This is a genomic window from Pseudomonas sp. MMS21 TM103, assembly GCF_022132145.1.
GTDB lineage: Bacteria > Pseudomonadota > Gammaproteobacteria > Pseudomonadales > Pseudomonadaceae > Aquipseudomonas.
This window is the reverse complement of the sequence record NZ_JAJISP010000001.1, coordinates 1,349,609-1,375,652: the sequence shown is the minus strand read 5'-3', so window position 1 is coordinate 1,375,652 and position 26,044 is coordinate 1,349,609. Positions and strand designations below refer to the sequence as shown.

The 26,044-nt window shown below is 63.4% G+C and carries 25 protein-coding genes; 15 read left to right on the top strand and 10 right to left on the bottom strand.

Features of this window, described 5'->3' with window-relative positions:
- Positions 1–35: 35 nt before the first annotated feature.
- Together choX and LJY18_RS06300 are read left to right on the top strand one after the other, a co-directional pair.
- The gene (gene choX / locus LJY18_RS06305; protein WP_238040924.1) at positions 36–962 is read left to right on the top strand and encodes a choline ABC transporter substrate-binding protein; all 927 of its coding nucleotides are present in this window, start codon (positions 36–38) and stop codon (positions 960–962) included.
- Between the two features lie 118 nt (positions 963–1,080).
- On the top strand, positions 1,081–2,649 hold the full coding sequence (locus LJY18_RS06300) for a SulP family inorganic anion transporter (protein ID WP_238040923.1): 1,569 nt from the start codon (positions 1,081–1,083) through the stop codon (positions 2,647–2,649).
- 137 nt (positions 2,650–2,786) lie between these two features.
- On the opposite strand, the gene aroE is transcribed toward LJY18_RS06300, so the two are convergent.
- Both aroE and hemF read right to left on the bottom strand, forming a co-directional pair.
- The gene (gene aroE / locus LJY18_RS06295; RefSeq protein ID WP_238040922.1) at positions 2,787–3,608 is read right to left on the bottom strand and encodes a shikimate dehydrogenase; all 822 of its coding nucleotides are present in this window, start codon (positions 3,606–3,608) and stop codon (positions 2,787–2,789) included.
- 80 nt (positions 3,609–3,688) lie between these two features.
- Positions 3,689–4,606 (bottom strand): oxygen-dependent coproporphyrinogen oxidase, encoded by a 918-nt coding sequence (gene hemF, locus LJY18_RS06290; RefSeq protein WP_238040921.1) that lies wholly within the window; start codon positions 4,604–4,606, stop codon positions 3,689–3,691.
- 173 nt (positions 4,607–4,779) lie between these two features.
- On the opposite strand from hemF, the gene LJY18_RS06285 reads away from it, so the two are divergent.
- Positions 4,780–5,757, top strand: coding sequence for an NADPH:quinone reductase (locus tag LJY18_RS06285; RefSeq protein WP_238040920.1), 978 nt, complete (start codon positions 4,780–4,782; stop codon positions 5,755–5,757).
- Positions 5,758–5,917: 160 nt separating this feature from the next.
- On the opposite strand, the gene LJY18_RS06280 is transcribed toward LJY18_RS06285, so the two are convergent.
- The 3 genes from LJY18_RS06280 to LJY18_RS06270 all read right to left on the bottom strand — a co-directional run bounded on the left by LJY18_RS06280 (position 5,918) and on the right by LJY18_RS06270 (position 8,768).
- Complete coding sequence (locus LJY18_RS06280) at positions 5,918–6,475, bottom strand: L-threonylcarbamoyladenylate synthase (protein WP_238040919.1); 558 nt, start codon at positions 6,473–6,475, stop codon at positions 5,918–5,920.
- A 43-nt stretch (positions 6,476–6,518) separates the two neighbouring features.
- Positions 6,519–7,631, bottom strand: a complete 1,113-nt coding sequence (dprA, locus tag LJY18_RS06275) for a DNA-processing protein DprA (protein ID WP_238040918.1) — start codon at positions 7,629–7,631, stop codon at positions 6,519–6,521.
- Positions 7,632–7,742: 111 nt separating this feature from the next.
- The gene (locus LJY18_RS06270) at positions 7,743–8,768 is read right to left on the bottom strand and encodes a LysM peptidoglycan-binding domain-containing protein (protein WP_238040917.1); all 1,026 of its coding nucleotides are present in this window, start codon (positions 8,766–8,768) and stop codon (positions 7,743–7,745) included.
- A gap of 152 nt (positions 8,769–8,920) precedes the next feature.
- Here LJY18_RS06270 and def point away from each other — a divergent pair, with 152 nt between their 5' ends.
- From def to LJY18_RS06245, 5 genes are all read left to right on the top strand, one after another.
- On the top strand, positions 8,921–9,427 hold the full coding sequence (def, locus tag LJY18_RS06265; RefSeq protein WP_238040916.1) for a peptide deformylase: 507 nt from the start codon (positions 8,921–8,923) through the stop codon (positions 9,425–9,427).
- Between the two features lie 68 nt (positions 9,428–9,495).
- On the top strand, positions 9,496–10,440 hold the full coding sequence (gene fmt, locus LJY18_RS06260) for a methionyl-tRNA formyltransferase (RefSeq protein WP_238040915.1): 945 nt from the start codon (positions 9,496–9,498) through the stop codon (positions 10,438–10,440).
- Positions 10,437–11,741, top strand: coding sequence for a 16S rRNA (cytosine(967)-C(5))-methyltransferase RsmB (rsmB, locus tag LJY18_RS06255; protein WP_238040914.1), 1,305 nt, complete (start codon positions 10,437–10,439; stop codon positions 11,739–11,741). Before fmt ends, rsmB begins: the two co-directional genes overlap by 4 nt.
- Before the next feature lie 116 nt (positions 11,742–11,857).
- Positions 11,858–13,231: a Trk system potassium transporter TrkA gene (gene trkA, locus LJY18_RS06250; RefSeq protein ID WP_238040913.1), complete on the top strand. Its 1,374-nt coding sequence runs from the start codon at positions 11,858–11,860 to the stop codon at positions 13,229–13,231.
- Positions 13,232–13,320: 89 nt separating this feature from the next.
- Positions 13,321–13,644: a tetratricopeptide repeat protein gene (locus LJY18_RS06245; RefSeq protein WP_238040912.1), complete on the top strand. Its 324-nt coding sequence runs from the start codon at positions 13,321–13,323 to the stop codon at positions 13,642–13,644.
- 40 nt (positions 13,645–13,684) lie between these two features.
- Here the strand turns inward: LJY18_RS06245 and LJY18_RS06240 are convergent, their stop codons facing one another.
- The 4 genes from LJY18_RS06240 to LJY18_RS06225 form a co-directional block, all read right to left on the bottom strand.
- Positions 13,685–14,344 (bottom strand): 7-cyano-7-deazaguanine/7-aminomethyl-7-deazaguanine transporter, encoded by a 660-nt coding sequence (locus tag LJY18_RS06240; RefSeq protein WP_238040911.1) that lies wholly within the window; start codon positions 14,342–14,344, stop codon positions 13,685–13,687.
- 124 nt (positions 14,345–14,468) lie between these two features.
- A complete protein-coding gene (locus LJY18_RS06235) occupies positions 14,469–14,732 on the bottom strand; it encodes a PilZ domain-containing protein (protein WP_238040910.1) in 264 nt (87 codons plus the stop codon).
- Positions 14,733–14,831: 99 nt separating this feature from the next.
- Positions 14,832–15,719, bottom strand: a complete 888-nt coding sequence (locus LJY18_RS06230; RefSeq protein ID WP_238040909.1) for a lysophospholipid acyltransferase — start codon at positions 15,717–15,719, stop codon at positions 14,832–14,834.
- Between the two features lie 196 nt (positions 15,720–15,915).
- Entirely contained in the window at positions 15,916–16,470 is a 555-nt protein-coding gene (locus LJY18_RS06225) for a DNA-3-methyladenine glycosylase I (RefSeq protein ID WP_238040908.1), read from the bottom strand.
- An 83-nt stretch (positions 16,471–16,553) separates the two neighbouring features.
- Here LJY18_RS06225 and glyQ point away from each other — a divergent pair, with 83 nt between their 5' ends.
- The 7 genes from glyQ to LJY18_RS06190 all read left to right on the top strand — a co-directional run bounded on the left by glyQ (position 16,554) and on the right by LJY18_RS06190 (position 23,572).
- The gene (gene glyQ, locus LJY18_RS06220) at positions 16,554–17,501 is read left to right on the top strand and encodes a glycine--tRNA ligase subunit alpha (protein ID WP_238040907.1); all 948 of its coding nucleotides are present in this window, start codon (positions 16,554–16,556) and stop codon (positions 17,499–17,501) included.
- Entirely contained in the window at positions 17,498–19,552 is a 2,055-nt protein-coding gene (gene glyS, locus LJY18_RS06215; RefSeq protein WP_238040906.1) for a glycine--tRNA ligase subunit beta, read from the top strand. The genes glyQ and glyS overlap by 4 nt, the downstream gene beginning before the upstream one ends.
- 109 nt (positions 19,553–19,661) lie before the next feature.
- A complete protein-coding gene (gene gmhB / locus LJY18_RS06210; RefSeq protein WP_238040905.1) occupies positions 19,662–20,192 on the top strand; it encodes a D-glycero-beta-D-manno-heptose 1,7-bisphosphate 7-phosphatase in 531 nt (176 codons plus the stop codon).
- A 26-nt stretch (positions 20,193–20,218) separates the two neighbouring features.
- On the top strand, positions 20,219–20,992 hold the full coding sequence (locus LJY18_RS06205) for a lysophospholipid acyltransferase family protein (protein ID WP_238040904.1): 774 nt from the start codon (positions 20,219–20,221) through the stop codon (positions 20,990–20,992).
- Between the two features lie 261 nt (positions 20,993–21,253).
- Positions 21,254–21,859 carry a CDP-alcohol phosphatidyltransferase family protein gene (locus LJY18_RS06200; RefSeq protein WP_238040903.1) on the top strand — a complete coding sequence of 202 codons (606 nt, stop codon included), beginning with the start codon at positions 21,254–21,256 and terminating at the stop codon, positions 21,857–21,859.
- A gap of 146 nt (positions 21,860–22,005) precedes the next feature.
- Positions 22,006–22,626, top strand: a complete 621-nt coding sequence (locus tag LJY18_RS06195) for a lysophospholipid acyltransferase family protein (RefSeq protein ID WP_238040902.1) — start codon at positions 22,006–22,008, stop codon at positions 22,624–22,626.
- A gap of 1 nt (position 22,627) precedes the next feature.
- Positions 22,628–23,572, top strand: a complete 945-nt coding sequence (locus tag LJY18_RS06190; RefSeq protein ID WP_238040901.1) for a phosphatidate cytidylyltransferase — start codon at positions 22,628–22,630, stop codon at positions 23,570–23,572.
- Between the two features lie 113 nt (positions 23,573–23,685).
- Here the strand turns inward: LJY18_RS06190 and LJY18_RS06185 are convergent, their stop codons facing one another.
- Positions 23,686–24,822, bottom strand: coding sequence for a BCCT family transporter (locus LJY18_RS06185; RefSeq protein ID WP_238040900.1), 1,137 nt, complete (start codon positions 24,820–24,822; stop codon positions 23,686–23,688).
- Positions 24,823–26,044: the final 1,222 nt, after the last annotated feature.

The window sequence follows — 26,044 nt, the reverse complement described above, 5'->3', positions numbered from 1 at the left end:
CGTGCTACTACAACTAAAATAAGTGGAGATGCCCCATGAACAAGATCAGCACCCTATGTACCGCGAGCCTGCTGCTGGCCGTCGGCACCCTGCAGGCCCAGGCCGAAGACGCCCAATGCGCCACGGTCAAACTCGGCGATCCGGGCTGGAGCGACATCGCGGTGACCAACGGCATCACCAGCTTCCTGCTCGACGGCCTGGGCTACAAGGCACAAACCCAGATCCTGGCCGTGCCGATCATCTTCGCCGGCCTGCAGAAGGGCCAGGTCGATGTCTTCCTCGGCAACTGGATGCCGGCGCAGCAAAGCAACTACGACAAGTTCGTCGCCAGCGGTGAGGTGGCCAAGCTGGCGCAGAACCTCAGCGGCACCGAGTACACACTGGCCGTGCCGACCTACGCCTATGAGGCTGGGGTGAAGACCTTTGCCGATCTCGACAAATATGCCGACCAGTTCAAGCACAAGCTCTACGGCATCGCCTCGGGCTCGCCGGCCAACGAATCGATCCGCCAGATGATTGAAGCCGACGAGTTCGGCCTGGGTGACTGGAAACTGGTGGAATCGAGCGAACAGGCGATGCTGGTGCAAGTCGGCCGCGCGGTGAAACGCGACCAGTTCGTGGTGTTCCTCGGCTGGACCCCGCACCCGATGAACGTCAACTACGACATCAAGTACCTCAAGGGTGGCGAAAAGTATTTTGGCGAAAGTGGCAGCGTCAACACCCTGGCCCGCAAAGACTATGCCGCGCAATGCCCGAACGTCAGCCAGCTGCTGAGCAACCTGAGCTTCACCCAGGAGATGGAGAACAGCATCATGAATCAGGTGCTGAGCAAGCAGGCGAGCAACACCGAGGCGGTCAAGGCCTGGTTCCAGGCCAACCCGGCGGTGCTGGACGCCTGGCTCAAAGGTGTCACCACCCGCGATGGCGGCGACGCGATGGCGGCGGTCAAAGCTAAGCTTTGAATCGCCAGGCTGGATTGCGTAGGGTGAGCCCAGGTTCACCCTACGCTGGCCGCCCCGGATCGGCCGGGACTTGTGCTCGACGGGGCAGTCCGCCTCCAGCCCATAACTAGACGCCCCCATGCAGCTACCCAACCGCCAAACCCTACTGCCTTTCCTCAGATGGCTGCCCAACACCAGCCGACGCAGCCTCGGCAATGATTTGCTGGTGGGCCTGAGCGGCGCCATCCTGGCTCTGCCGCAATCCATCGCCTATGCCTTGATCGCCGGCCTGCCCGCCGAGTATGGCCTGTACGCGGCCATAGTGCCGGTGATCATCGCCTGCCTGTGGGGCTCGTCCTGGCACCTGATCTGCGGGCCGACCGCGGCAATCTCCATCGTCCTGTTCACCAGCGTCAGCCCATTGGCGACGCCGGGCAGCGACGATTTTATCGCCCTGATCCTGTTGCTGAGCTTTCTCGCCGGGCTGTTCCAGTGGCTGCTCGGCCTGCTGCGCTTCGGCGCCCTGGTCAACTTCGTCTCGCACTCGGTGGTGCTCGGCTTCACCCTCGGCGCCGCGACGGTGATCGTGCTCGGTCAGTTGCCCAACCTCATCGGCATCAGCATGCCCAGCCAGGCGACGGCACTGGCGACCCTGCTCAACCTCGGCGAACACCTGGCGGAAATCGACTGGCGCTCCCTGGCCCTGGCTCTCTTCAGCCTGGGCGTCAGCCTGCTGATAAGACGATTCTGGCCACGCCTGCCGGCCCTGTTGATCGGCATAGTCGCCGGCAGCCTGGCCGTGCTGGCTTGGCCGGCCCAGCTCGGCGGCATCGCCCTGGTCAGCGCCTTCGACGGCCAGCTGCCACCGTTCAGCCCGCTGCGCTTCGAGCTGGAGAGCATCCTGCAGCTGCTACCGGCTGCGGTGGCCTGCGGCATGCTCGGCCTGGTCACCAGCCTGTCGATTGCCCGCGCGCTGGCCAGCAAATCCCAGCAGTTCCTCGACGCCAACCAGGAGGTGCGCGCCCAGGGCCTGTCCAACCTGATCGGCCCCTGGTTCTCCGGTTCCTTGTCGGCCGGCTCCTTCACCCGCTCGGCCCTGAACCTGCAGGCCGGCGCACGCTCGCCCCTGGCCGGGGTGTTTTCCGCGCTGCTGGTGGCCCTGTTTGCCCTGGTCGGCGCCCGCCTGATCGCCCATATCCCGCTGCCCAGCATGGCCGCGAGCATCCTGCTGATCTGCTGGGGGCTGGTGGATATTGCCGGGGTACGCGCACTGTTCCGGGTCAGTCGCTCGGAGTTCCTGGTGATGCTGCTGACCCTGCTCGCCACCCTGCTGCTGGAGCTGCAAACGGCGATCTATGCCGGGGTGCTGGCCTCGCTGTTCTTCTACCTCAAGCGCACCTCGCAGCCACGGGTGAAGTTCTGGCAGGAGGGCGAGGAGGAATTGCTGCGCGTTGAGGGGTCGATCTTTTTCGGTGCCTGCCACTACCTGCAACAGATCATCCAGCGCAGTAAAGGCGAGCGGGTGATCATCGATGCCCACCACGTCAACTTCATCGATTACGCCGGGGTGGAAATGCTCCACCAGGAAGCGCGGCGGCTGCTGGCGCAAGACCGCCACCTGATCCTGCGCCGCGCCCGACCGCAGGTGATCGAGGAAATCCTCAAACTCGAAGGCGCCGAGCTGTGCCCGGTGCAGTTCGAGGATTAGGGTTCCGGGTGCGCTGCGCTTGTACGGTTATGTCATGTGCCATGATCGGCGAGTCGTTGGTGCGCGCAGCGCACCCTACGGGTTGCAGTCAGCTGCCGAGCTTGCGCTAGGCAATCAACCGGGGCATTCAGCCCGCTTCAGGCCGCGAGCGAGCGGCGCAACTCGGCCAGTACCGGCTCGCTGTCCGGGCGCACCCCGCGCCAGAGGAAGAACGCCTCGGCGGCCTGCTCGACCAGCATGCCCAGGCCATCCAGGGTGTGCGCCGCGCCCTGCTCGGCGGCCCAGCGGTTGAAGGCGGTTGGCTGCCTGGAGTACATCATGTCGTAGCACAGCGTGTGATGGGACCTGATCAGGCTCGCCGCCAGCGGCGGCAGCTCGCCGCTCAGGCTGGCCGAAGTGCCGTTGACGATCAGGTCCACCGGCGCATCGATCCGGTCGAAACCGCAGGCCACCACCGGCCCCAGGTCGGCGAACTCGCGGGCCAGCTGCTCGGCCTTGGCCAGCGTGCGGTTGGCGATCACTAGGGCCGCCGGCTGCTGCGCCAGCAAGGGCTCGAGCACCCCGCGCACGGCCCCGCCGGCGCCCAGCAGGAGAATGCGTTTGCCGCGCAGGCCGAAACTGGCGTTGACCGTCAGGTCACGCACCAGCCCGGCGCCGTCGGTGTTGTCGCCGAGCAGGCTGCCGTCATCCAGCTTCTTCAGGGTGTTCACCGCGCCGGCGCGTCGGGCGCGGGCGGTCAGGCTGTCGGCCAGCTGAAAGGCCTGCTCCTTGAACGGCACCGTGACGTTGGCGCCCTTGCCCTCGGCGAAGAACGCCCGGGCGAAGCCGGGAAAGTCATCCAGCGGGGCGAGCAGCGCCTCATAGCTCAGCTGCTCGCCGGTCTGCGCGGCGAACAGCCGGTGAATCATCGGCGACTTGCTGTGCGCGATGGGGTTGCCAAATACAGCGTAGCGGTCCATGAAACACCTCGTGGGATGCGTAGGGTGGGCTTCAGCCCACCGCCCTTTCCAGAGAGGTGGGCTGACGCCCACCCTAGCGTCTATTGTGGCTCAGCCAGCCAGTCGCGGTCGGTCAGAAAGTACTCGGTCAGGCGCGCCTCCTCGCTGCCCGGCTCGGGCTTCCAGTCGTAGCCCCAGCGCACCTGCGGCGGCAGCGACATGAGGATCGACTCGGTGCGCCCGCCGGACTGCAGGCCGAACAGGGTGCCGCGGTCGTAGACCAGATTGAACTCGACATAGCGGCCGCGGCGGAACGCCTGGAACTCGCGCTCGCGCTCGCCGTAGGGAGTCAGCTTGCGCCGCTGCACGATGGGCAGGTAGGCCGCGAGGTAGGCATCGCCGATCGCGCGCATGAAGGCGAAGCTGGTGTCGAAGTCCCACTGGTTCAGGTCGTCGAAGAACAGGCCGCCGATGCCGCGAGGTTCGCCGCGGTGCTTGATCTGGAAGTAGCGATCGCACCAGGCCTTGAAGCGCGGATAGACCTCGGCGCCGAAAGGCGCGCAGGCCTCAAAAGCGACCCGGTGCCAGTGCACGCAATCTTCTTCGTTGGCGTAATAAGGGGTCAGGTCGAAGCCACCACCGAACCACCAGACCGGCTCTTCGCCCTCTTTCTCGGCACTGAAGAAGCGCACGTTGGCATGGGAGGTTGGAACGTAGGGGTTTTCCGGGTGGATCACCAGGGACACGCCAAGCGCCTCGAAACCACGTCCGGCCAGCTCCGGGCGATGGGCGCTGGCCGAAGGCGGCAGGCCGTCGCCAAACACATGGGAGAAGTTCACTCCGCCCTTTTCGATCAGCGCGCCATTCTCCATCACCCGCGTGCGGCCACCGCCACCGGCCGGGCGCTGCCAGCTATCCTCGAAGAACTCGGCGCCACCGTCCTCGGCTTGCAGGGCGGAGCAAATACGGTCTTGCAGGTCGAGCAGATAGGCCTTTACGGCCTCAGTACGGTCACTCACGGCGGCACCTTGAAAGCAGTCAGGCCAGCCGGAGGTTACCCAGCAGGCGAAATCGGCGGCCAGCATAACATTTGCCGACACCGGCTTGCTGTTGACGCCGCGCCTGCACAGCGGTTGGATAGGGGCCTTAATCGCCCATGCCCGTGGGCGAACCCTGCGACAAGGAGCCTGAGATGGCCAAGCGTATTCAATTCAGCAGCCACGGCGGCCCCGAAGTCCTCGAGTACCGCGACTACCAGCCCGCCGCACCCGGTCCCCACGAGGTCCGCGTGCAGAACCAGGCGATCGGCCTGAATTTCATCGACACCTACTTTCGCAGCGGCCTGTATCCGCCACCGGCGCTGCCATCGAGCCTGGGCAATGAAGCTGCCGGCATCGTCGAAGCCGTCGGCGCGCAGGTCAGCCAGTTCCAAGTCGGCGACCGCGTGGCCTACGCCACCGCACCGCTGGGTGCCTACAGCGAACTGCACGTGCTGCCGGCCGGCAAGCTGGTCAAACTGCCGGATGCCATCAGCTTCGAGCAGGCCGCGGCGGTGATGCTCAAGGGCCTGACCGTGCAGTACCTGCTGCGCCAGGTATTTCCACTGCAAGGCGGCGAAACCATCCTGTTCCATGCCGCCGCCGGTGGCGTCGGCTCCCTGGCCTGCCAGTGGGCCAAGGCCCTGGGAGTGAAGTTGATCGGCACCGTCAGCTCGGCCGAGAAAGCCGCGCGGGCTATGGCGCAGGGCGCCTGGGCGACCATCGACTACAGCCATGAGAACGTGGCCCAGCGCGTGCTGGAACTGACCGATGGGCACAAGTGCCCGGTGGTCTACGACGGCGTCGGCAAGGACACCTGGGAAACCTCGCTGGACTGCGTGGCCCCACGCGGGCTGCTGGTCAGCTTCGGCAACGCCTCCGGGGCGGTCACCGGAGTCAACCTGGGCATCCTCGCGCAGAAAGGGTCGCTGTTCGTCACCCGGCCGACCCTGGCCGGCTACGCCGATACCCCCGAGCGCCTGCAGATGATGGCCGACGAACTGTTCGGCATGATCGAAAGCGGCCGGCTCCAGGTCGACATCAGCAATCGCCATGCCCTCAAGGACGCCGCAGCCGCGCAAGCCGCCCTGAGCGCCCGACAGACCACCGGCTCGACCATTCTGCTGCCATAGGCTGGTTGAGGCGCGCCGCACAGTCCAATGTCTGCCGCGGCGTAACCCGCCATGGCTATCAGCGGCGCCTGAAAGGGTGGGTTACGCGGCGCTGACAAACCGCCTAACTCTCGATTTCATGACAAGGCGCCGTCAATCCACCCTACCAAAGCCGAAAGCATCAGGATGGCCTGATCACATCGCCGCTAATCAGGTCGCGAATCAGGCTGGGGTTCTTGCGCCCGCCCAGGGCGCCGCCGAGTACCTTGTCCAATTGCCGCGGAAAGTACTGCTCGACCCGCAGGCGCGTGCGGGCCGCCGGGCGGCCGGCAGGGTTGGCCGAGGTCGAGACCAGCGGGCCGGTGAGGGCGCAGAGTTCGCGCACCAGCGGGTGATCGCTGACGCGCAAAGCGACGCTGCTGTGCTCGCCGGTGATCCACTCGGGCAGGCGCTGCTGATGCGGTACCAGCCAGGTATTGGGCCCCGGCCAAGTACTGGCCAGGCGCTCTTGCCAGATATCCGGCAGATCTGCGAGCAGAAAATCGAACTGCTCAATGCAGTCCGCCACCAGGATCAGGCCCTTGCCCATAGGTCGCTCTTTCAGCGCCAGTAGGCGCTCCACCGCGATTTCGTTCCACGGGTCGCAGCCCAGCCCCCACACCGCCTCGGTCGGGTAAGCAATTATTCCGCCCTGACGCACCACGCGCGCCGCCTGCTGTACCTGCCAACTGCTGACCATTCACTGCTCTCCCGCTGAAGGAATGCCGCGCAGTGTATCCAAGCTAGCGGGCGCGGCCCACCCAGCGTCCGGCTTCGCAGGCTATGTGGCCGTCCAGCTCCAGCTCGGTGAGGGCCGCCAGCACCTGCGACAACGGCCACCCGCTGACCGCCGCCAGGGCTTCACTGCTGTGCGGCGCCGCATGCAGCAAGTCGAGCAGCGGGTGCTCGAAACGCTGGGTCGCACTCGTCTGGTTCGCCAACGGCGACTGCAACTGCCAGCCGCGCAGCGCTTCGAGAATATGCTCGATGCTTTCCACCAGCACGGCGCCATCGCGGATCAGCTGATGGCAGCCGCGCGCACCGGGGTGGTGGATCGAACCTGGGATGGCATAGACCTCGCGGCCTTGTTCGGCCGCCAGCCGCGCGGTGATCAGTGAACCGCTGGAAGGGCTGGCCTCGACCACCAGCACGCCGAGGGACAGGCCACTGATGATGCGGTTGCGCCGAGGGAAATTGCCCGCATGCGGCGGGCAATCCAGCGGCAACTCCGACACCAGCGCACCGCCATGCTCGACGATGTCCGCGGCCAGCTGCCGGTGCCGCGCCGGATACAGGCGTTGCAAGCCGGTGCCGAGTACCGCGATGGTTTTGCCTGCCGCATCCAGTGCGCCTCGATGGGCCGCGCCGTCGATGCCCAGCGCCAGGCCGCTGGTGATGACGAAGCCACCGGCAGCCAGGCTGCGGGCGAAACTGTGCGCGGTATCCAGTCCGGGCCTTGAAGCGCGGCGGCTGCCGACCATGGCCAGTTGCGGCTGCTCGAGCAACGCCGGATCGCCGGCCACATAGAGCAAGGGGGGTGCATCGCCGAGCTCGGCGAGCAATCCCGGGTAACTCGGATCGTCCCACATCAACAGATGATGCCGCTCCGCCTCCAGCCAGGCCAGGGCGGCAGCAGCGCGCTCACGCACCTCGCTGCTGCGCCGGGGTTCGGCACAAGCCACCGGCAAACCCAGTGAACGCCAGGCGCTGGCCGGCGCACTAAGGGCCGCGCAGGCGTTGTCGAAGGCGCTGAGCAGTTTGCGGAAACGCCGCGGCCCAAGCTCCGGCAGGCTGTGCAGACGCAGGCGGGCTTCGAGTTCGGCAGGGGAAATACGGTAGCTGGGGCATTGCGCCATGGCGATCATCCTTGATCGGTCGCGCCCGGAAACTTCGCGGGGGAGTACGGGCGGCAGGTAGCGGTGCAGCAGAAACGCCAACCGCGCAGGCGCGCGGCTGGCGCTGGGGCGTTACGGGTTGCGGACCTTGTCCATCACCGCAAGCTGGCGGGTGGCTCCAAGGATCAGGCCATAGCTGAGCTTTTCGTAGGTGCGGAACACCATCAACAGACCGGCCCGCTCATCCGGGATCTTCACCGCTTCGCCCGTGACCCGGTCGCGCACGGTTTCGCCGGTCTTGTACACCGCCAGCACGTTACCCTCGGTCAGGCCATCACGCGCGCCCTTGTTCAGGGTGACCACGTCGAACTGGCCGATCTGGGTCACGCCGCGCGGGACGTCGAGGATCAATCCCTTGATGTCGCTGCTCGGCGCGCTGGGCATGAAGGTCGAGGTGATCGCCCGCTCTTCGGTGGCGAACAGGCGATCGCCGAGGCGCACTTCTTGGGTCGAGCGGGTCAGGTTCATGGTGCCGATATCACCTTCCTCGGCCACGATCTCACCGCCGCCGATGTCATCAGCGTTGATCCCGAGGAACTCCTGGGTATCCGGGTCGACGTAGGTCTTGCCTTGGCGGAAGATGCCATACACCGGCGCAGTTTCGTCGAAGGAACCGCGCGCGTAGACCCGATCACCGGCACCGCTGACCACGCGCTCGGCGTTGCCGGCGACGATATAGGGTGCTCTCTCGAACGCTTCAGGGGTATCGACGATGCGGTTGCTCAGCAGAAAGCTGTTGATCGCTCCCAGCGGGATGGTCGGAATCGCTTCGGCCATCGGCGTGCTGCGGATCTGCGGCGACAGCTTGATGGTGCCACGCGACTCGCCGCGGCTGAGCATCAGGCGTGGCTGACCATCGACATAGACCAGGCTGAGTTGGTCGCCGGGATAGATCAGGTGGGGGTTTGCCACTTGCGGGTTGGCATGCCAGATTTCCGGCCACTTCCACGGCTCACTGAGAAACCGCCCGGAAATATCCCAGAGAGTATCGCCCTTGACCACGGTATAACGGTCTGGGTGACCGTCCTTGAGATGCACTTCGGCCTGGGCCAAGCCGCTAGCGGCAAGCAATAGCAGGGCGAGTAGTGATTTCCTCATGCGGTGAATCCCTTTATTATGTGTCTTCACGTGGAGCGCCCTAGCGCCGCGACTAAACCCAGTAGTACTGCGGCGTGAAGCCGTTTTTCAATGCTGCTCATCATCTTAGCAGCGGATTTTGACTTTATTCCACAAGTGCATCACAAACGCATATGGCTATCTTAAACATCCTCGAATTTCCCGATCCACGCTTGCGCACCATCGCCAAGCCGGTGGACATGGTCGACGACGCCTTGCGTCAACTGATCGACGACATGTTTGAAACCATGTACGAAGCCCCCGGCATCGGCCTAGCCGCGACCCAGGTCAACGTACACAAGCGCCTGGTGGTGATGGATCTGTCGGAAGACCGAAGCGAACCCCGGGTGTTCATCAACCCCGAGTTCGAGACCCTCACCGACGAGGTGGAGCAATACCAGGAAGGCTGCCTCTCGGTGCCGGGCTTCTACGAAAACATCGACCGACCGCAAAAAGTCAGGATCAAGGCCCTGGACCGCGATGGCCAGCCCTACGAACTGATCGCCGAAGGCCTGCTCGCGGTGTGCATCCAGCACGAGTGCGATCACCTCAACGGCAAGCTGTTCGTCGATTACCTGTCCAACCTCAAGCGCGACCGGATCAAGAAGAAGCTGGAAAAGCAACATCGCCAGCAGGCTTGAACCACACCTTGATAGAAGGCTTGCCGCGGCAAGCCTTCTTCTTTTTCAGTAGTGATTAGCGAGAATCCATGTCCGAGTCTTTGCGTATCGTCTTTGCCGGCACCCCGGAGTTCGCCGCCGAACACCTCAAGGCCCTGCTCGATAGCCCGCACCAGATCATTGCCGTGTACAGCCAGCCGGATCGGCCGGCCGGCCGCGGACAGAAGCTCGCCGCCAGCCCGGTCAAGCAGCTGGCACTGCAGCATGCAGTTCCGGTATTTCAGCCGCAAACCCTGCGCGACCCGGCAGCCCAGGCCGAACTGGCAGCGCTCGCGCCAGACTTGCTGGTGGTCGTGGCCTACGGCCTGATCCTGCCGCAGGTGGTCCTGGATATCCCGAGACTGGGCTGCATCAACAGCCACGCGTCACTGCTGCCGCGCTGGCGCGGCGCCGCACCGATCCAGCGCGCCATTGAAGCCGGCGACAGCGAATCCGGGGTCACCGTCATGCAGATGGAAGCTGGCCTGGACACCGGGCCGATGCTGCTGAAAGTCAGCACACCGATTGCCGCCGACGACACCGGCGGCAGCCTGCACGACCGCCTGGCCGCTCTTGGCCCGCAGGCAGTGCTCGAAGCAATCAGCGGCCTGGCCAGCGGCACCCTGGTCGGCGATGTGCAGGACGACAGCCTGGCCACCTACGCGCACAAGCTGAACAAGGATGAAGCACGTCTGGACTGGACGCGCCCGGCGCTGGAACTGGAGCGGCTGATCCGCGCCTTCCACCCCTGGCCGATCTGCCACAGCACCCTGAGTGACGCAGCGCTGAAGGTGCATGCGGCTGAGTTGGGTGAGGGCAGCGGTGCTCCCGGCAGCATACTCGCGGCCGACAAACAGGGCCTGACGGTTGCCTGCGGCCAAGGCGCACTGCGCTTGACCCGTCTGCAACTACCCGGCGGCAAGGCGCTTAACTTCAGTGACCTGTACAACAGCCGCCGCGAGCAGTTCGCCGTCGGCCTGGTGCTCGGCGTATGAACCCTCGTCTCGCAGCCGCCCGCGCCCTGGCTGTCGTGCTCAATGGCAAGGCCTCCCTGGGCAGCAGCCTGCCACCGCTGCTGGACAGGGTTGAGCAGCGCGATCGCGGCCTGGCCCAGGATCTGGCGTTCGGTACCGCACGCTGGCAACCACGCCTGGCGCTGATCGCCGATAAACTGCTGCAAAAACCTTTCAAGGCGGTCGACCGGGATGTCGAGGCACTGCTGCTGATCGGGCTGTATCAGTTGTTCTACACGCGTATTCCCGCCCACGCCGCCATCGGCGAGACCGTCGCCTGTATCGACAAATTGAAGAAGCCTTCGCTCAAGGGCCTGCTCAATGCCGTGCTGCGCAATGCCCAGCGCGACAGCGACAGCATTATTGCCAGCCTGGATCGCGATCCGGTGCTGCATAGCGCCCATCCACGCTGGCTGCAGAAAGCCCTGAAAGCCCAATGGCCCGAACAATGGCAAGCCATCTGCGCAGCCAACAACGCCCATCCGCCGCTGATCCTGCGGGTCAATCGCCGCCTCGGCAGCCGCGATGACTACCTGGCTGAGCTGCGCCGCAGCGGATTCGCCGCCGAGCCCTGCACGTTCAGCCGAGACGGCATCCGTTTGCTGCAAGCGTGCGATGTCACCGGCTTGCCGGGCTTCGCCGAAGGCTACTTCAGCGTGCAGGACGAAGCCGCGCAACTGGCCGCCGACCTGCTCGAACTGGCCCCCGGGCAACGGGTGCTGGATGCCTGCTGCGCACCGGGCGGAAAGACCTGTCACCTGCTCGAGGCCGAACCGGCACTGGCCGGCGTGGTGGCCGTGGATCTGGAAGAAAAGCGCCTGGTCCGGGTGCGCGAAAACCTCAAGCGCCTCAACCTCGACGCCGAGCTGATCGCCGCCGATGGCCGTGATACCGCGGCCTGGTGGGATGGCCAGGCGTTCCAGCGGATTCTGCTCGACGCGCCGTGCTCCGCCACCGGGGTGATTCGCCGCCATCCGGACATCAAGCTGACCCGTCAACCCGCGGATATTCCAGCGCTGGCCCAGTTGCAGGGCGAATTGCTCGATGCCCTGTGGCCGACCCTGGAAGTCGGCGGCATCCTGCTGTACGCCACCTGCTCGGTGCTGCCCATGGAGAACAGTGACAACATCGCCGCCTTTCTCGCCCGTACGCCGAGCGCCCGTGAACTGGAGATAAGCGCCGACTTCGGTCTCCAGGTGGCCCACGGTCGCCAGTTGTTGCCGCAAATCGACGGTCACGATGGTTTCTACTATGCCAAGCTGAGCAAGATCGCCGCATGCTGAACAGATTCGTCGGCTGGGCCGGGCTGCACAGGCTCGAGTCCAGCGCAACGCCCGTATAACTGGAGTCGGTGGACTGGAGCTGAACGCAGCCCGGTCCACCCAACAGGAGTGATCGCTTGAAAATCATCATTCTCGGCGCTGGCCAAGTCGGCGGCACCCTGGCGGAACACCTGGCCAGCGAGGCCAACGACATCACCGTGGTCGACACCGACGGTGATCGCCTGCGTGACCTCGGCGACCGTCTGGATATCCGCACCGTACAGGGCCGCGGCTCCTTCCCCACGGTGCTGCGCCAGGCCGGCGCGGACGATGCCGACATGCTGATCGCGGTGACCAACAGCGACGAAGTCAACATGATCGCCTGTCAGGTGGCCTTCACCCTGTTCCATACCCCGACCAAGATTGCCCGGGTGCGCGAGGCGGCCTACCTGACCCGCTCCGGCCTGTTCAACAACGAAGCGATTCCGGTCGACGTGCTGATCAGCCCGGAACAGGTGGTGACCAACTACATCAAGCGCCTGATCGAATACCCCGGCTCGCTGCAGGTAATCGACTTCGCCGAAGGCAAGGCCCAGTTGGTGGCCGTGCGCGCCTACTACGGCGGCCCGCTGGTCGGCCAACAACTGCGCCAGTTGCGCGAACACATGCCCAATGTCGACACCCGGGTGGCGGCGATCTTCAGGCGCAACCGGGCGATACTGCCGCAGGGCGATACGGTGATCGAGGCCGACGACGAGGTGTTCTTCATCGCCGCCAAGGGCCACATCCGCGCGGTGATGAGCGAGATGCGCCGCCTGGAGGTCAGCTACAAGAAGGTGGTGATCGCCGGCGGCGGGCATATCGGCGAGCGCTTGGCCGAGGCGATCGAGAGTCGCTATCAGGTGAAGATCATCGAGATGAACCCGGCGCGCTGCCGCTACCTCTCGGAAAACCTCGACAGCACCGTGGTCCTCCAGGGCAGCGCCTCCGACCGCGACCTGCTGGTCGAGGAGAACATCAGCGATGCCGACATCTTCCTCGCCCTGACCAACGACGACGAGGCCAACATCATGTCGTCCTTGCTGGCCAAGCGTCTCGGCGCGCGCAAGGTGATGACCCTGATCAACAACCCGGCCTATGTCGACCTGGTCCAGGGCGGCGAGATCGACATCGCCATCAGCCCGCAGCTGGCCACCATCGGCACCCTGCTGACCCATGTGCGCCGTGGCGATATCGTCAGCGTGCACTCGTTGCGTCGCGGCGCCGCCGAAGCCATCGAGGCCATCGCCCACGGCGACGCCAAGTCGAGCAAGGTGGTCGGCCGCGCCATCAAGGACATCCCGCTGCCGCCGGGCACCACCATCGGGGCGATCATTCGCGCCGAGGAAGTGCTGATCGCCCACGACGCCACGGTGATCGAATCCGGCGACCACGTGATCCTGTTCCTGGTGGACAAGAAGTACATCCGCGATGCCGAGCGACTGTTCCAGGTCGGCCTGACGTTTTTCTGAGCACAGGAGGCCATGCCTGCTAGCTGGGCAACGCAAGAGCTTCGCGGGCTTGGAACTAGGCGTTCCGTCCGCTCCTACTCGGAGGTTTTATGCTCGAATCCCTGGAAAAAATGCTGGCCAAGGGCGTGGACAACGCCCTGCTGCGCTTCGGCCTGGGCAAGGGCTATCTGGATGCGGGCGAACCGGCGCGCGCCGCCGAACACCTGCAGCGCTGTGTCGAGTTCGACCCCAAGTATTCGGCCGCCTGGAAGTTGCTCGGCAAGGCGCTGCTGGCCGCCGAACAACCGCTGGCGGCCCGCCAGGCATGGGAGCAGGGCTTGCAGGCCGCGCGCGATCATGGCGACAAGCAGGCGGAAAAGGAAATGACGGTATTCCTGCGCAAGCTGGATAAACGCCAGCAGCAACCCGAGTAGCTCACACGCAGTCGGCCCCCGGTTCGCTGTTGCGTCGCCGTCAACCTCGGGAAGACAGCACCTCGCGCTTGGGCACAGCCCGGGCGATGGCGTTGAGCAGCATGCCGTAGAGGGGCACGAAGAGCAGCAGGCTGACCGCCAGTTTGATGGCGTAATCCACTGCCGCGATCTCGACCCAGTGCTCGGCCATGAACGGGTCGTTGCTTTGCCAGAAGGCGATGGAGAAGAAGGCGAAGGTGTCCAGCAGGTTGCCCAACACCGTCGAGGCAGCCGGGGCCACCCACCAGTGACGCAGGTTGCGCAGGCGGTCGAATACCTGGATATCCAGCAGCTGCCCGAGGACATAGGCGAGGAAGCTGGCCAGGGCGATGCGGGCGACGAACAGGTTGAACGCCAGCAACGCGCTAACGCCGGCGAAACTGCCGCTCTGGAACAGCACGGACACCCCATAAGAGACGACCAAGGCGGGCAGCATGACCCGCGCGATCACTTGCCGCGCCGGCCCTTTGCCGAGCAGGCGCACGGTAAGGTCGGTCGCGAGGAAGATGAACGGAAAGCTGAACGCGCCCCAGGTGGTCTGCCAACCCAACAGGGTCATGGGAAGCTGCACCAGGTAGTTGCTGGCAATGATGATAAGCATGTGAAAGGCGATCAGGCCGCTCAGGGCCGGGCGCCAGATAGTCGCAGGGACTGTGGGCATGGCATGTCCTTTTTAAATGAGATGGGGTTAGGGAACCCATTGCCGCGGCTGGAAATATTCACCGCGCGGCATTCTAGCGGTTTCTTGACCACTGGGATAAGTTTTCAGCGCGGCGGCCCGTAGGTCAACGCTCAATAAAGCGCAGGCCGATACCTTTGGCGTCCACCCTCATCACTTCCATCTGCAGCACCGGTGCCTCGATCGGCAGATCCTGTACCTGACCGGTAACTATTGTGCCTTGGGGCAGGACCAGCAGATCCGGGTGTTGGACGTAGACGCCGCCATCGGAGAGGTCACGGGTCTGCGCCACCACTTCACCGAAACTCGGGTGGCAGATCTTGATCCGACACTTCATTGAGGTACGAGGGTGCTGGCGCTGACTGGGCATGGCGGTGGCCCTCCTAAGCGGGTGAGGTTCGATTCATCGCGCCAAATCCTGGAAACACCGAGCAGCAATGGGCAAAAGGTGCCGTTCGGGCGCCTCGACTCAGTACCACCTCGGTTCGCCTGGCGGGCGCTTCTTGAAGCGTTTCATGCTCCACATGTACTGGCTCGGGTAGGCCCGCACGTATTTCTCGATGACCGCGCTCATCGCCGCCACCGCGGTTTCCACATCTTCGCTGTACATCTCTGCTGGCGCCGCCTCAAGGATCACCTTGAAACCGGAACCATCGGCCAGGCGCAGGGCATGCAGGAACACCCCGCGGGCCTTGCCGCCAACCAGCATGCCGGCCACGAACTTGCTGGTCAGCGCCTGGGTGCCCAGAAAGGGCACGAACACCCCTGCCGACAGGCTGGGCTCGGGGTCGGCGGGAATGCCCACGGCGCCGCCTTTGCGCACTTCCTTGATAACGCTGAGGATACCTTCGCGGGTCGAGGGCGCCACCCGGTTACCCAGCTGGACCCGCTGCTTGCGCAGCAACTCGTCGACCGCCTTGAGCTTGGGCGGCCGGTAGAAGATGATCGGCTTGCACTGGGCGCAGTAGAAGTGATTGAGCACCTCCCAGTTGCCCAGATGGCTGGTGATACCGACCACGCCCTTGCCGCTGGCCAGAGCCTCCTCGAGGACTTCCAGGCCCTCGACCTCACGGATCAGGCCGATGGACTTCTGGGCCGGCCAGATCCAGGCGCAGGCGCTTTCGGTGAGAGTCTTGCCGATGTCCTTGAGGCTCTGACCGACCAGGCGCTCACGCTCGTCCTCGCCCAGTTCGGGAAAGCACTTGGCCAGGTTGATCCGCACCACCTCGCGTGAGCTGTTCGGCAGCTTCCACATCAGCCAGCCGATGACATTGCCCACCGCCTGCACGGCGCGCCAGGGCAGCAGGGCGAACAGACGGAGAAAGCCGACCACCAGGCGGCCTTTGAATACTTCCACGTACGACTCCAGGCAGTTGGATAAAAGCCGGCATTGTAACCGGCTGAAACGGTTGCAGGCGTGCCCCTTGGTTTGGGTTGGGAAATAGGGCGGGCGCAACCCGCCAGTCATGCGGGTGATCCAGGCGGATGGCCCCGCCCAACGGGATTGTGCCGAGCGGCAACCGGGAGTGGGGCCTCGCTGGGCTCAGCCCGACTTACACACCGGCCAGCACGGCATAGCGGTCGCAATCGGTGGTGTGGTCCATGACCATCCCTGTGGCCTGCATATAGGCGTAGCAGATGGTCGGGCCGACGAAGGTGAAGCCGGCCTTCTTCAGCGCCTTGCTCATGGCTTCGGCCTCCACGGTGACGGCCGGCATCTGGCTGCGCTCGCTGAAGTGATTGATCTTAGGCGCGCCGCCGACGAACGACCAGAGTAGCGCCAGCGGATCCTCCAGCCTCAGCCAGGCCTGGGCGTTCTGCCGCGCGGCCTTGAGTTTCAAGCGGTTGCGGATAATACCGGGGTCTTGCATCAGGCTTTCCAGATACTCATCGCTCATAACGGCCAAACGCTGCACGTCGAAGCCGAACAGCACCTCGCGGTACCGTTCGCGCTTCTTCAGCACGGTTATCCAGGACAAACCGGCCTGAAAGCCCTCCAGCAGCAATAACTCGAACAGGGCCTGGGGATCGCGCTGTGGCACGCCCCATTCCTGATCGTGATAGGCCTGATAGAGCGGGTCGTCGGTACACCAGAAGCAACGCGGCATAGGGCCTTCCAGGGCGGTGGAGGCCGCGTCGATTGGGGTATACTCCCGCCCTTTCTGTCGCAGCCCCAACAGGTGAATTTTCCGTGAGCCAGACTACGCCTGCCGTGCGCACCTTCCAAGACTTGATCCTCACCCTGCAACAATACTGGGCCGAGCAAGGTTGTGTGGTGTTACAGCCTTACGATATGGAAGTGGGCGCCGGCACCTTCCACACTGCCACGTTCCTGCGCGCCATCGGCCCAGAGACCTGGAACGCTGCATACGTGCAGCCTTCGCGTCGTCCGACTGACGGCCGCTATGGCGAGAACCCCAACCGCCTGCAGCATTACTACCAGTTCCAGGTGGTACTCAAACCCAATCCGGAAAACTTCCAGGAGCTGTACCTCGGCTCGCTGCAGGCCATCGGCATCGACCCGCTGGTACACGACGTCCGCTTTGTCGAGGACAACTGGGAATCGCCGACCCTCGGCGCCTGGGGTCTGGGCTGGGAAATCTGGCTGAACGGCATGGAAGTCACCCAGTTCACCTACTTCCAGCAAGTCGGCGGCATCGAATGCTACCCGGTAACCGGCGAGATCACCTACGGCCTGGAACGCCTGGCCATGTACATTCAGGGCGTCGACTCGGTCTACGACCTGGTGTGGACCGATGGTCAGTTTGGCACCGTCACCTACGGCGATGTGTTCCACCAGAACGAGGTGGAGCAGTCGACCTACAACTTCGAGCACGCCAACGTCGAGAAGCTCTTCGAGCTATTCGACTTCTATGAGTCGGAAGCCAATCGCCTGATCGAACTGGAACTGCCGCTGCCGACCTACGAGATGGTGCTCAAGGCCTCGCACACCTTCAACCTGCTGGACGCCCGCCGCGCCATTTCGGTGACCGCGCGCCAGCAATACATCCTGCGCGTACGCGCCCTGGCCCGCGCCGTGGCGCAGAGCTACCTGCAAGCGCGGCGCAAACTCGGCTTCCCCCTCGCCGCCCCCGACCTGCGTGATGAAGTATTGGCCAAGCTGGAGGCAGCAGAATGAGTGCGCACGATTTCCTGGTAGAACTGGGCACCGAAGAACTGCCGCCAAAATCCTTGAACACCCTGGGCCGAGCCTTCCTCGCCGGTATCGAAAAGGGCCTGAAAGGCGCCGGGCTGAGCTATGGCAAGGTGCGCTACTATGCCGCGCCGCGCCGTCTCGCGGTGCTCGTCGAGCAACTTGAAGAGCAACAAGCCGATCGCACCCAGAACCTCGATGGCCCACCCCTGCAGGCGGCCTTCGACAAGGACGGCAACCCGACCCAGGCGGCGCTGGGCTTCGCCAAGAAATGTGGTGTCGAGCTGACGGAGATCGACCGCAGTGGGCCAAAGCTGAGATTCAGCCTGCGCATCCCTGGCCAGGCCGCCGCCGGCCTGCTGCCGGGCATCGTCGAAACCTCGCTGAACGAGCTGCCGATTCCCAAGCGCATGCGCTGGGGTGCGCGCAAGACCGAATTCGTCCGTCCGAGCCAGTGGCTGGTGATGCTGTTCGGCGACCAGGTGATCGATTGCGAAATCCTCGCCCAGACCTCCGGTCGAGTCTCGCGCGGCCACCGCTTCCACGCCAATCAGGAAGTGCGCATCTCGGCACCGGCCAACTACGCCGAGGACCTGCGCAGCGCCTATGTGATCGCCGACTTCACCGAGCGTCGCGCACAGATCGCCGCGCGCATCGAGCAACTGGCCAGCGAGCAGCAGGGCACTGCGATAGTGCCGCCTGCGCTGCTGGATGAAGTCAGCGCCCTGGTCGAATGGCCGGTGCCGCTGGTCTGCTCCTTCGAGGAGCGCTTCCTCGACGTGCCCCAGGAAGCCCTGATCATCACCATGCAGGACAACCAGAAGTACTTCTGTCTGCTCGATGCCAACGGCAAGTTGCTGCCGCGCTTCATTACCGTGGCCAACATCGAAAGCAAGGATCCGCAGCAGATCATTTCCGGCAACGAGAAGGTGGTGCGCCCACGCCTGACCGACGCCGAGTTCTTCTTCAAGCAGGACCAGAAGCACAAGCTCGAGACCCTCAACCAGCGCCTGGCCAATGTAGTGTTCCAGGCCCAGCTCGGCTCGGTCTACGACAAGGCCAAGCGGGTTTCCGCGCTGGCCGGCTTCATCGCCCAGCGCGTTGGCGGCGACGCTACGCGCGCCGCGCGCGCCGGCCTGCTGTGCAAGTGCGACCTGGCCAGCGAGATGGTCGGCGAGTTCCCGGAAATGCAGGGCATCGCCGGCTATTACTACGCCAAGCATGACGGCGAGGCGGACGACGTCGCCCTGGCACTGAACGAGCAATACATGCCGCGCGGTGCCGGCGCCGAATTGCCGAGCACCCTGACCGGCGCCGCGGTGGCCCTGGCCGACAAGCTCGACACCCTGGTCGGCATCTTCGGCATCGGCATGCTGCCCACCGGCAGCAAGGACCCCTACGCCCTGCGCCGCGCCGCCCTCGGTGTGCTGCGTATCCTGATCGAGAAACAACTGGATCTGGATCTGGCGGCCACCATCGCCTTCGCCATCGAGCAGTTCGACGGCAAGGTCGAAGCCGGCAATCTGGCGTCCCAGGTGCAGGACTTCATCTTCGACCGCCTGCGCGCGCGTTATGAAGACGAAGGCGTCGATGTCGCCGTCTACCAGGCCGTGCGGGCGGTCAACCCGGTCTCGCCGCTGGACTTCGACCAGCGCGTGCAGGCCGTGCAGACCTTCCGCGCCCTGCCTGAAGCGGCGGCCCTGGCCGCCGCCAACAAGCGCGTATCCAACCTGCTGGGCAAGGCCGAGGGTCAGGTCGCCGCGAGTATCCAGGCCCACCACTTCGATACGCCGAGCGAGTTCACCCTCAACGCCGCTATCCAGCAGGCCGAACAGGCGGTGCAGCCACTGGCCGAGGCGCGTCAGTACAGCGCCGCCCTGGCCCAACTGGCCGGCCTGCGCGAACCGGTGGACGCCTTCTTCGAGTCGGTGCTGGTCAACGCCGAAGACCCGGCAGTGCGGGCCAACCGCTATGCCTTGCTGGCCAAACTGCGCGGCCTGTTCCTTGGCGTGGCCGATATCTCGGTACTGAGCTGACGCTCGCCTGATCGTAGGATGGGTCGGATCGCGCAGGTAGACCTTCGCGAGACCCATCATCACCTTCGCCGGGTTGCGGCCACCACCGCAATCCGGCCACGGACGCCCCATGAAACTGCTGATTCTCGACCGCGACGGCGTGATCAATTACGACTCCGACGCCTATATCAAAAACCTTGACGAGTGGCTGCCGCTGCCCGGTGCCGTCGACGCCATCGCCCGCTTGTCCAAGGCCGGCTGGACGGTCGCGGTTGCCACCAACCAGTCCGGTCTGGCGCGTGGCTATTTCGATCAGGCCGCGCTGGAGGCGATGCACGCGCGCTTGCGCCAACTGGTTGCCGAGCAGGGCGGCGAGTTGGGGCTGATCGTGCATTGTCCGCATGGTCCGGATGACGGCTGCGACTGCCGCAAGCCAAAGCCCGGTATGCTCCAGCAGATAGCCGCACACTACGGCGTCAGTCTGGCCGGGGTGTGGTTCGTCGGCGACAGCAGCGGTGACCTTAAAGCCGCACTGGCCGTCGATTGTCAGCCGGTATTGGTCAAGACCGGCAAAGGCCTGCGGACTCTGGCCCAGCCATTGCCTGCCGGAACCCTGGTATTCGATGACCTGGCGGCGGTCGCCAGCCAACTTATCCACTGAAATACAGCAGGACGGTACACGCTCCCATGTCGATATTGCAGACCATCAGAACCTTCCTCTTCTACCTGTTGCTGTCTGCCAGCGCGTGCTTCTGGTGCATCCTCAGCATGTTCGTCGCGCCGTTCCTGCCGTTTCGGGCGCGCTACCGTTTCGTCAATCAGACCTGGTGCCGTTGCGCCGTCTGGCTGGCCAAGGTGGTGCTGGGCATCCGCTACCAGGTCACAGGCCTGGAGAACATCCCGCAGCGGCCCTGCGTGATCCTCGCCAAACACCAGAGCACCTGGGAGACCTTCTTCCTCTCGGCGCTGTTCGAGCCACTGAGCCAGGTGATCAAGCGCGAACTGCTCTATGTGCCGTTCTTCGGCTGGGCCATGGCCATGCTCAAACCCATCGCCATCGACCGCAGCAACCCCAAAGCCGCACTCAAGCAGCTAGCCAAGCAGGGTCACGAGCGCCTGGAGCAGGGCGCCTGGGTGCTGATCTTCCCGGAAGGCACGCGGATCGCCACCGGCCAGATCGGCAAATTCTCCCGTGGCGGCGCCTCCCTGGCGGTCAACGCCAACCTGCCGGTATTGCCCATCGCCCATAACGCCGGCGAGTTCTGGCCCAAGCAAGGCTGGGGCAAGACCCCCGGCACCATTCAGGTGGTAATAGGCCCGGCCATGCAGGCCGAAGGCACAGGCCCGCGGGCGATTGCCGCGTTGAATGATCGCGCCTTCGCCTGGATCAGCCAGGCACAACGCGATATCGGTGCCCTGGCCGCCGAAGGTGCCGCCTGCGATACCAGCGAAAGCCTCTAGCCACCGGGTGGATTCGTCACCATGGAGAATCCGCCGCCTACTGCGCTACCTGTGGATAAGCTGTGGGCGAAATATTGGCAATATCCTTTATTGAAATATAACTAACTGATTATTCGATGCTTTATATAGAGCATGGAACGCACGACAACTGGGCATAAGTTTTCACCCGTTGCGCTAATTCGACACTGGCGCGCGACTGCGCCATACACAAAGCAGTTAAGCTGTTCACCACTGCAGTGCACTGAAAGGGAATTCAGGCCGATGCCGTCCATATATCAACTCAAGCCACACTTCCAGAACCTGCTACGTCCCGGCGTGAAGTACCTCTACGACAGAGGTGTGAGCGCCAATCAGGTGACGTTGGCAGCGGCCCTGCTTTCGCTGCTGCTCGGCAGCCTCCTGGCGATCTTCCATCAGCACGCCTGGCTGTTCGCCCTGATCCCGCTGTGGATGCTGCTGCGCATGGCGCTCAACGCCGTGGACGGCATGCTCGCCCGCGAATTCGCTCAACAGTCGCGGCTCGGCGCCTACCTCAACGAACTCTGCGACCTGATCGCCGACAGCGCCCTGTACTTGCCGTTCGCCCTGCTGCCCGGCGTCTCGCCGCTGCTGGTGGTGTTGGTGGTGCTGCTGGCCCTGATCAGCGAATACGCCGGCGTACTCGGGCCGATGGTCGGTGCCTCGCGCCGCTACGACGGGCCCATGGGCAAGAGCGACCGGGCCTTCTGTTTCGGTGTGCTCGGCGCCGGTGTAGCCAGCGGCCTGTTGCCGGCCAGCTGGATCGACGGCCTGCTCGCCCTGGTCCTCGCCCTGTTGCTCTACACCCTCTACAACCGCGTGCGCCAGGGCCTCGCCGAAGCGGCCTGATCTGCCACCTCGACATAAGGGCATCTCCATGCGCGAAGCGTCCCCCTCACGGCGGTGCGCTCTTGCTTCGGTACGTTGCCTGACGGCTGCTGGTAATGATCATTCTCGGCCGTCCTCAGCTAATCATTACTGGATAAGGAGTCGTCATGCTCGCTTCCCTGAGCGCTTTTGCAATCACCTCCGCCGCGCGCCTGCTGACCGGCGCCCGTGCACTCTGGCTCGGCTGCACCGCCCAGCCGGTGCAACGGCTGTACTACGCCAACCACAGCAGCCATGGCGACTTCGTCCTGCTCTGGGCCTCGTTGCCGCCAGAGCTGCGGTGTACGACCCGCCCGGTGGCCGGTGCCGACTACTGGCAGCGCGATGGCGTGCGCCGCTATCTGATCAACCGGGTGTTCAACGGCGTACTGATCGACCGCGAGCGCAGTTCGCCCGACGCCAATCCGCTGCAACCCATGCTCGACGCCTTGGACAACGGTGATTCGTTGATCCTGTTCCCCGAGGGCACGCGCAATCTGGAGGACGGCCTACTGCCATTCAAGAGTGGCCTCTACCACCTGGCCCAGGCACGACCACAGGTCGAGCTGATCCCGGTATGGATCGCCAACCTCAGCCGCGTCATGCCCAAGGGCAGGGCGCTGCCATTGCCGCTGCTGTGCACCCTGAGTTTCGGCGAGCCGCTGCAGCGGCTCGAAACAGAGAATAAGCATGCGTTCCTCGAACGCGCGCGCAATGCCCTGCTGGCCATGGCGCCCGAGGAGGTTTGAGATGGATCACAACACCCTGATGCTGTTCGCCGGTATCGGCGCCCTGTTACTGCTGGCGTCGGCCATTGGCTTTTTGCTCAAGCGCCGCACCGGCAACACGCCCAATCCGGTGATCGACAACCTCAATGCGCGGATCAACGCCTGGTGGGTGATGGTGCTGGTGATAGGCGTGGCCTTTCTGTTCGGCGATATCGGCGTCATCCTGCTGTTCTACTTTGTCTCGTTCTATGCCCTGCGCGAATTCATGACCCTGACTCCGACCCGGCGCAGTGATTACCCGGCACTGGTGGCGGCCTTCTATTTCGCCCTGCCCATGCAGTACCTGCTGATCGCGCTGGACTGGTACGGCTTGTTCGCCATCTTTATCCCGGTTTACCTGTTTCTCTTGCTACCGATTCTCGCCACCCTGGGCGGCGATACCACGCGCTTTCTCGAGCGGGCGTCCAAGGTGCAATGGGGCCTGATGATCGCGGTGTATTGCATCTCCGCAGTGCCGGCACTGCTGACCCTCGACATCCCCGGCTATGAAGGCCGCAACCTGTTGCTGATTGCCTGGCTGATCATCGTGGTGCAGCTCTCCGACGTGCTGCAATACGTCTGCGGCAAGCTATTCGGCAAACACAAGATTGCCCCACGCCTGTCGCCCTCGAAGACCCTGGAAGGCTTTATCGGCGGTGTCAGCCTGGCTTGCCTGGTTGGCGCACTGCTGTGCTGGATCACCCCGTTCAACTTCTGGCAGGCTGCGCTCATGGCCCTGACAGTCAACCTGCTCGGTTTCGCCGGCGGCCTGGTGATGTCGGCAATCAAACGCGACCGCGGGGTGAAGGACTGGGGCCATATGATCGAAGGCCATGGCGGCATGCTCGACCGCCTGGATTCGGTGTGCTTCGCCGCTCCGATATTCTTCCACTTCGTGCGCTACTGGTGGGTGCCGGCACTGGCCTGACATCAGTAATGTCGGCCGCCAGCACGTCCCAGGAATGGAACAGCCTCGAGTACTCGATAGCGGTTTTATTCGCTGAAGCCAAGCCTCGATATACCGTTCAGTGGATAGGTTTTTCAGCCATTGATCGAGGCCAGCGCCGGCCGGTGGCGCCACATCAGGGTCGCGATGGTCGCGGCATACAGGGCAATCACCACCAGCCCCACCGTCTGAATTTCGAACGGGGTAAATTTGAACAGCAGGACCAGGGCAGTCAGCAGGCTCACGTTCAGCAAAATGAACTTCGGCCGCCCCAGTTTCTCGACCTTGATCCCGAGATTGTCGGTGTACAAGCGCACCAGCGAATCGACCGAATTGATCACGAAGATAATCCCCACCGTGACCATCGCCAGCTTCAACAGCAAGGTGATCTCGATGGCGTTGGCGAAGTAGTAGTACAGCACGGAAAACCATATCGCCAAGGGTATGGACGGAATGATCAGCAGGGCCAGCAGCAGTTGATAGGTCTTCAGGCCACCGACAAAGCGCGATACGAACTGGCCGATCATCACGCTCCAGGCAAACCACCAGAACAAATAGAAGGCGTGGTAGTCGCTCAGCGGCAGGACGAACTCATGCAGCTTGGCGAAATAGCCGCTGCCGATCGCCGCAGCCGCCTCGGCCACGTAGCCTGCATCGGCATCCATCAACCACCACATTCCGGCAATCAGGGCGAAGAACAACCAGGTCGACGCCACGCTCAGGATCTTCAGGTACCGGAGATCCGTACTCGAATAGACCGCCGCCAACAGTATCAGGAAGACCACCAGGTAACCCCAGGCCTCGCCAACTTCCGGGGCATACCAGGCGATATTCACCAGAAACAGGTAAGCGGTGAAGGCGCAGGTCGAGATGATCACCAGATTGTTGATGATCTTCACCGGTTTCAGCTCGAAGAACTTCACCCGTGGCTCGATCACACAGAAGTAAAAGGTGGTGATGAAGTAAAACACCCAAATCAGAAAGCCCCAGAAGCCGAACTCGACAGCCAACGGGTTGGAGAATTGATATGGCCCATCCTTGGCGTAGACCGGGAACTCGGTCAACGGAAATATGATCAGGCCCATGTCCAGGCCCGACGTGAACAGGATGGCCATGAAGGTCAACAACCCCACTGGCTCGGCGCCATGACAGCGCTGATTACCCCAGCGCATCAGGACAAACAGGGTGGCGAGCAACAGCGTGATGATCGCGCCGGACAATACAATATTCATAACGATCCCATACCGAACGCCTAGCCTGTAGCTGTGGGTCAGGATCAACCTTCAGGTCAGCCTTAGCGTTGTACTTGTTGTTGAAATGGCTGGATGGATTGCGTGCGGATTGGTCCTTGCTTGCCGCGCTGAGGTCCTGGTACCTGATAGCCAGGGTTCAACTACGGTCGGCAGCTGTGCCAAGTTGATCCGGGCCAACATCTTGAGTTCCAGGGCTGGCGGCGTGCACGCTCTGGTGTGGTCGTTATCCTGTCGTTAGCTGCAACCCTTCGCATTGCTGTAGGCGACACCTTTTATCCTGTCTCCGGCCAGGGCACGCACTGTCCGAGTGATTACTTGAAGGGCAGGGCGGATCATCGATTCCAGCGGCGGGGTTCTCCTGCTCAATCGGTTGGATTACCTGATCAGCGGCAGGCTCCCACAGGCGGCCTGATCGCGCGGCTACGCCAGCGCTATGGCCCACCCTTTTTCTCACCAAGCGCCCTGAGTGACACCGCCCACCAAGCGCCCCGTGTTACGGCCGCCTTCCTCAGGTAACGCAACTGAGTGATAGGGAAACAGATCGGGCACGCTTCTCACCTGGCTGAAACAACCGCCATCTAACAATATATTGATTTATAAAGATATTTTGAATCTGGCACGAGCCGTGCTTTATCTACGGAAGAACAACAACAAAAACAGCAAAAAGAAAAAACATCTCGACTCTGGTAAAACAAAAACAAAACCGCAGAGAAGCAGCAAACCGATTTTTTTGGAGAGGGTAGGCTTTTCCGGGTTCATTCCGGCAACCAGTCTTAGAAGAATAAAACTACCCTGAGGTAGCTCGTTCTGGTTGGATCACCTGGTGACAAGGGCATTACCAGCAACCAAAGAAATACGTTTGCCCTTGATCCCTCTTGGGGATCTGATGAAAAAGCTGTCGATCACTAATAACAACAACAGATCGCTAAACAAGAAAAACAAAGCACGCATTAGTTATTAGAGGGGAGCCAATGGCTCCCCTCAGTGCTTTCTGGCTTCTCCATCTTCAGCAGGTCATTCTCGTCTTGCTGTGGCGGCGATCACGCGGCAGGTTACTTCCCCGCTTTTGTGGTGCTTGCCGGAAAGGAGGTCAAACTGCGATGACCAATTTCTATTTGGGGCTGATGCCCTGGCCACTGACCAGAGCCAGCCGCCGAATATCCGTACTGCTGTGCATTGATAACACCGCAATTCACCGAGC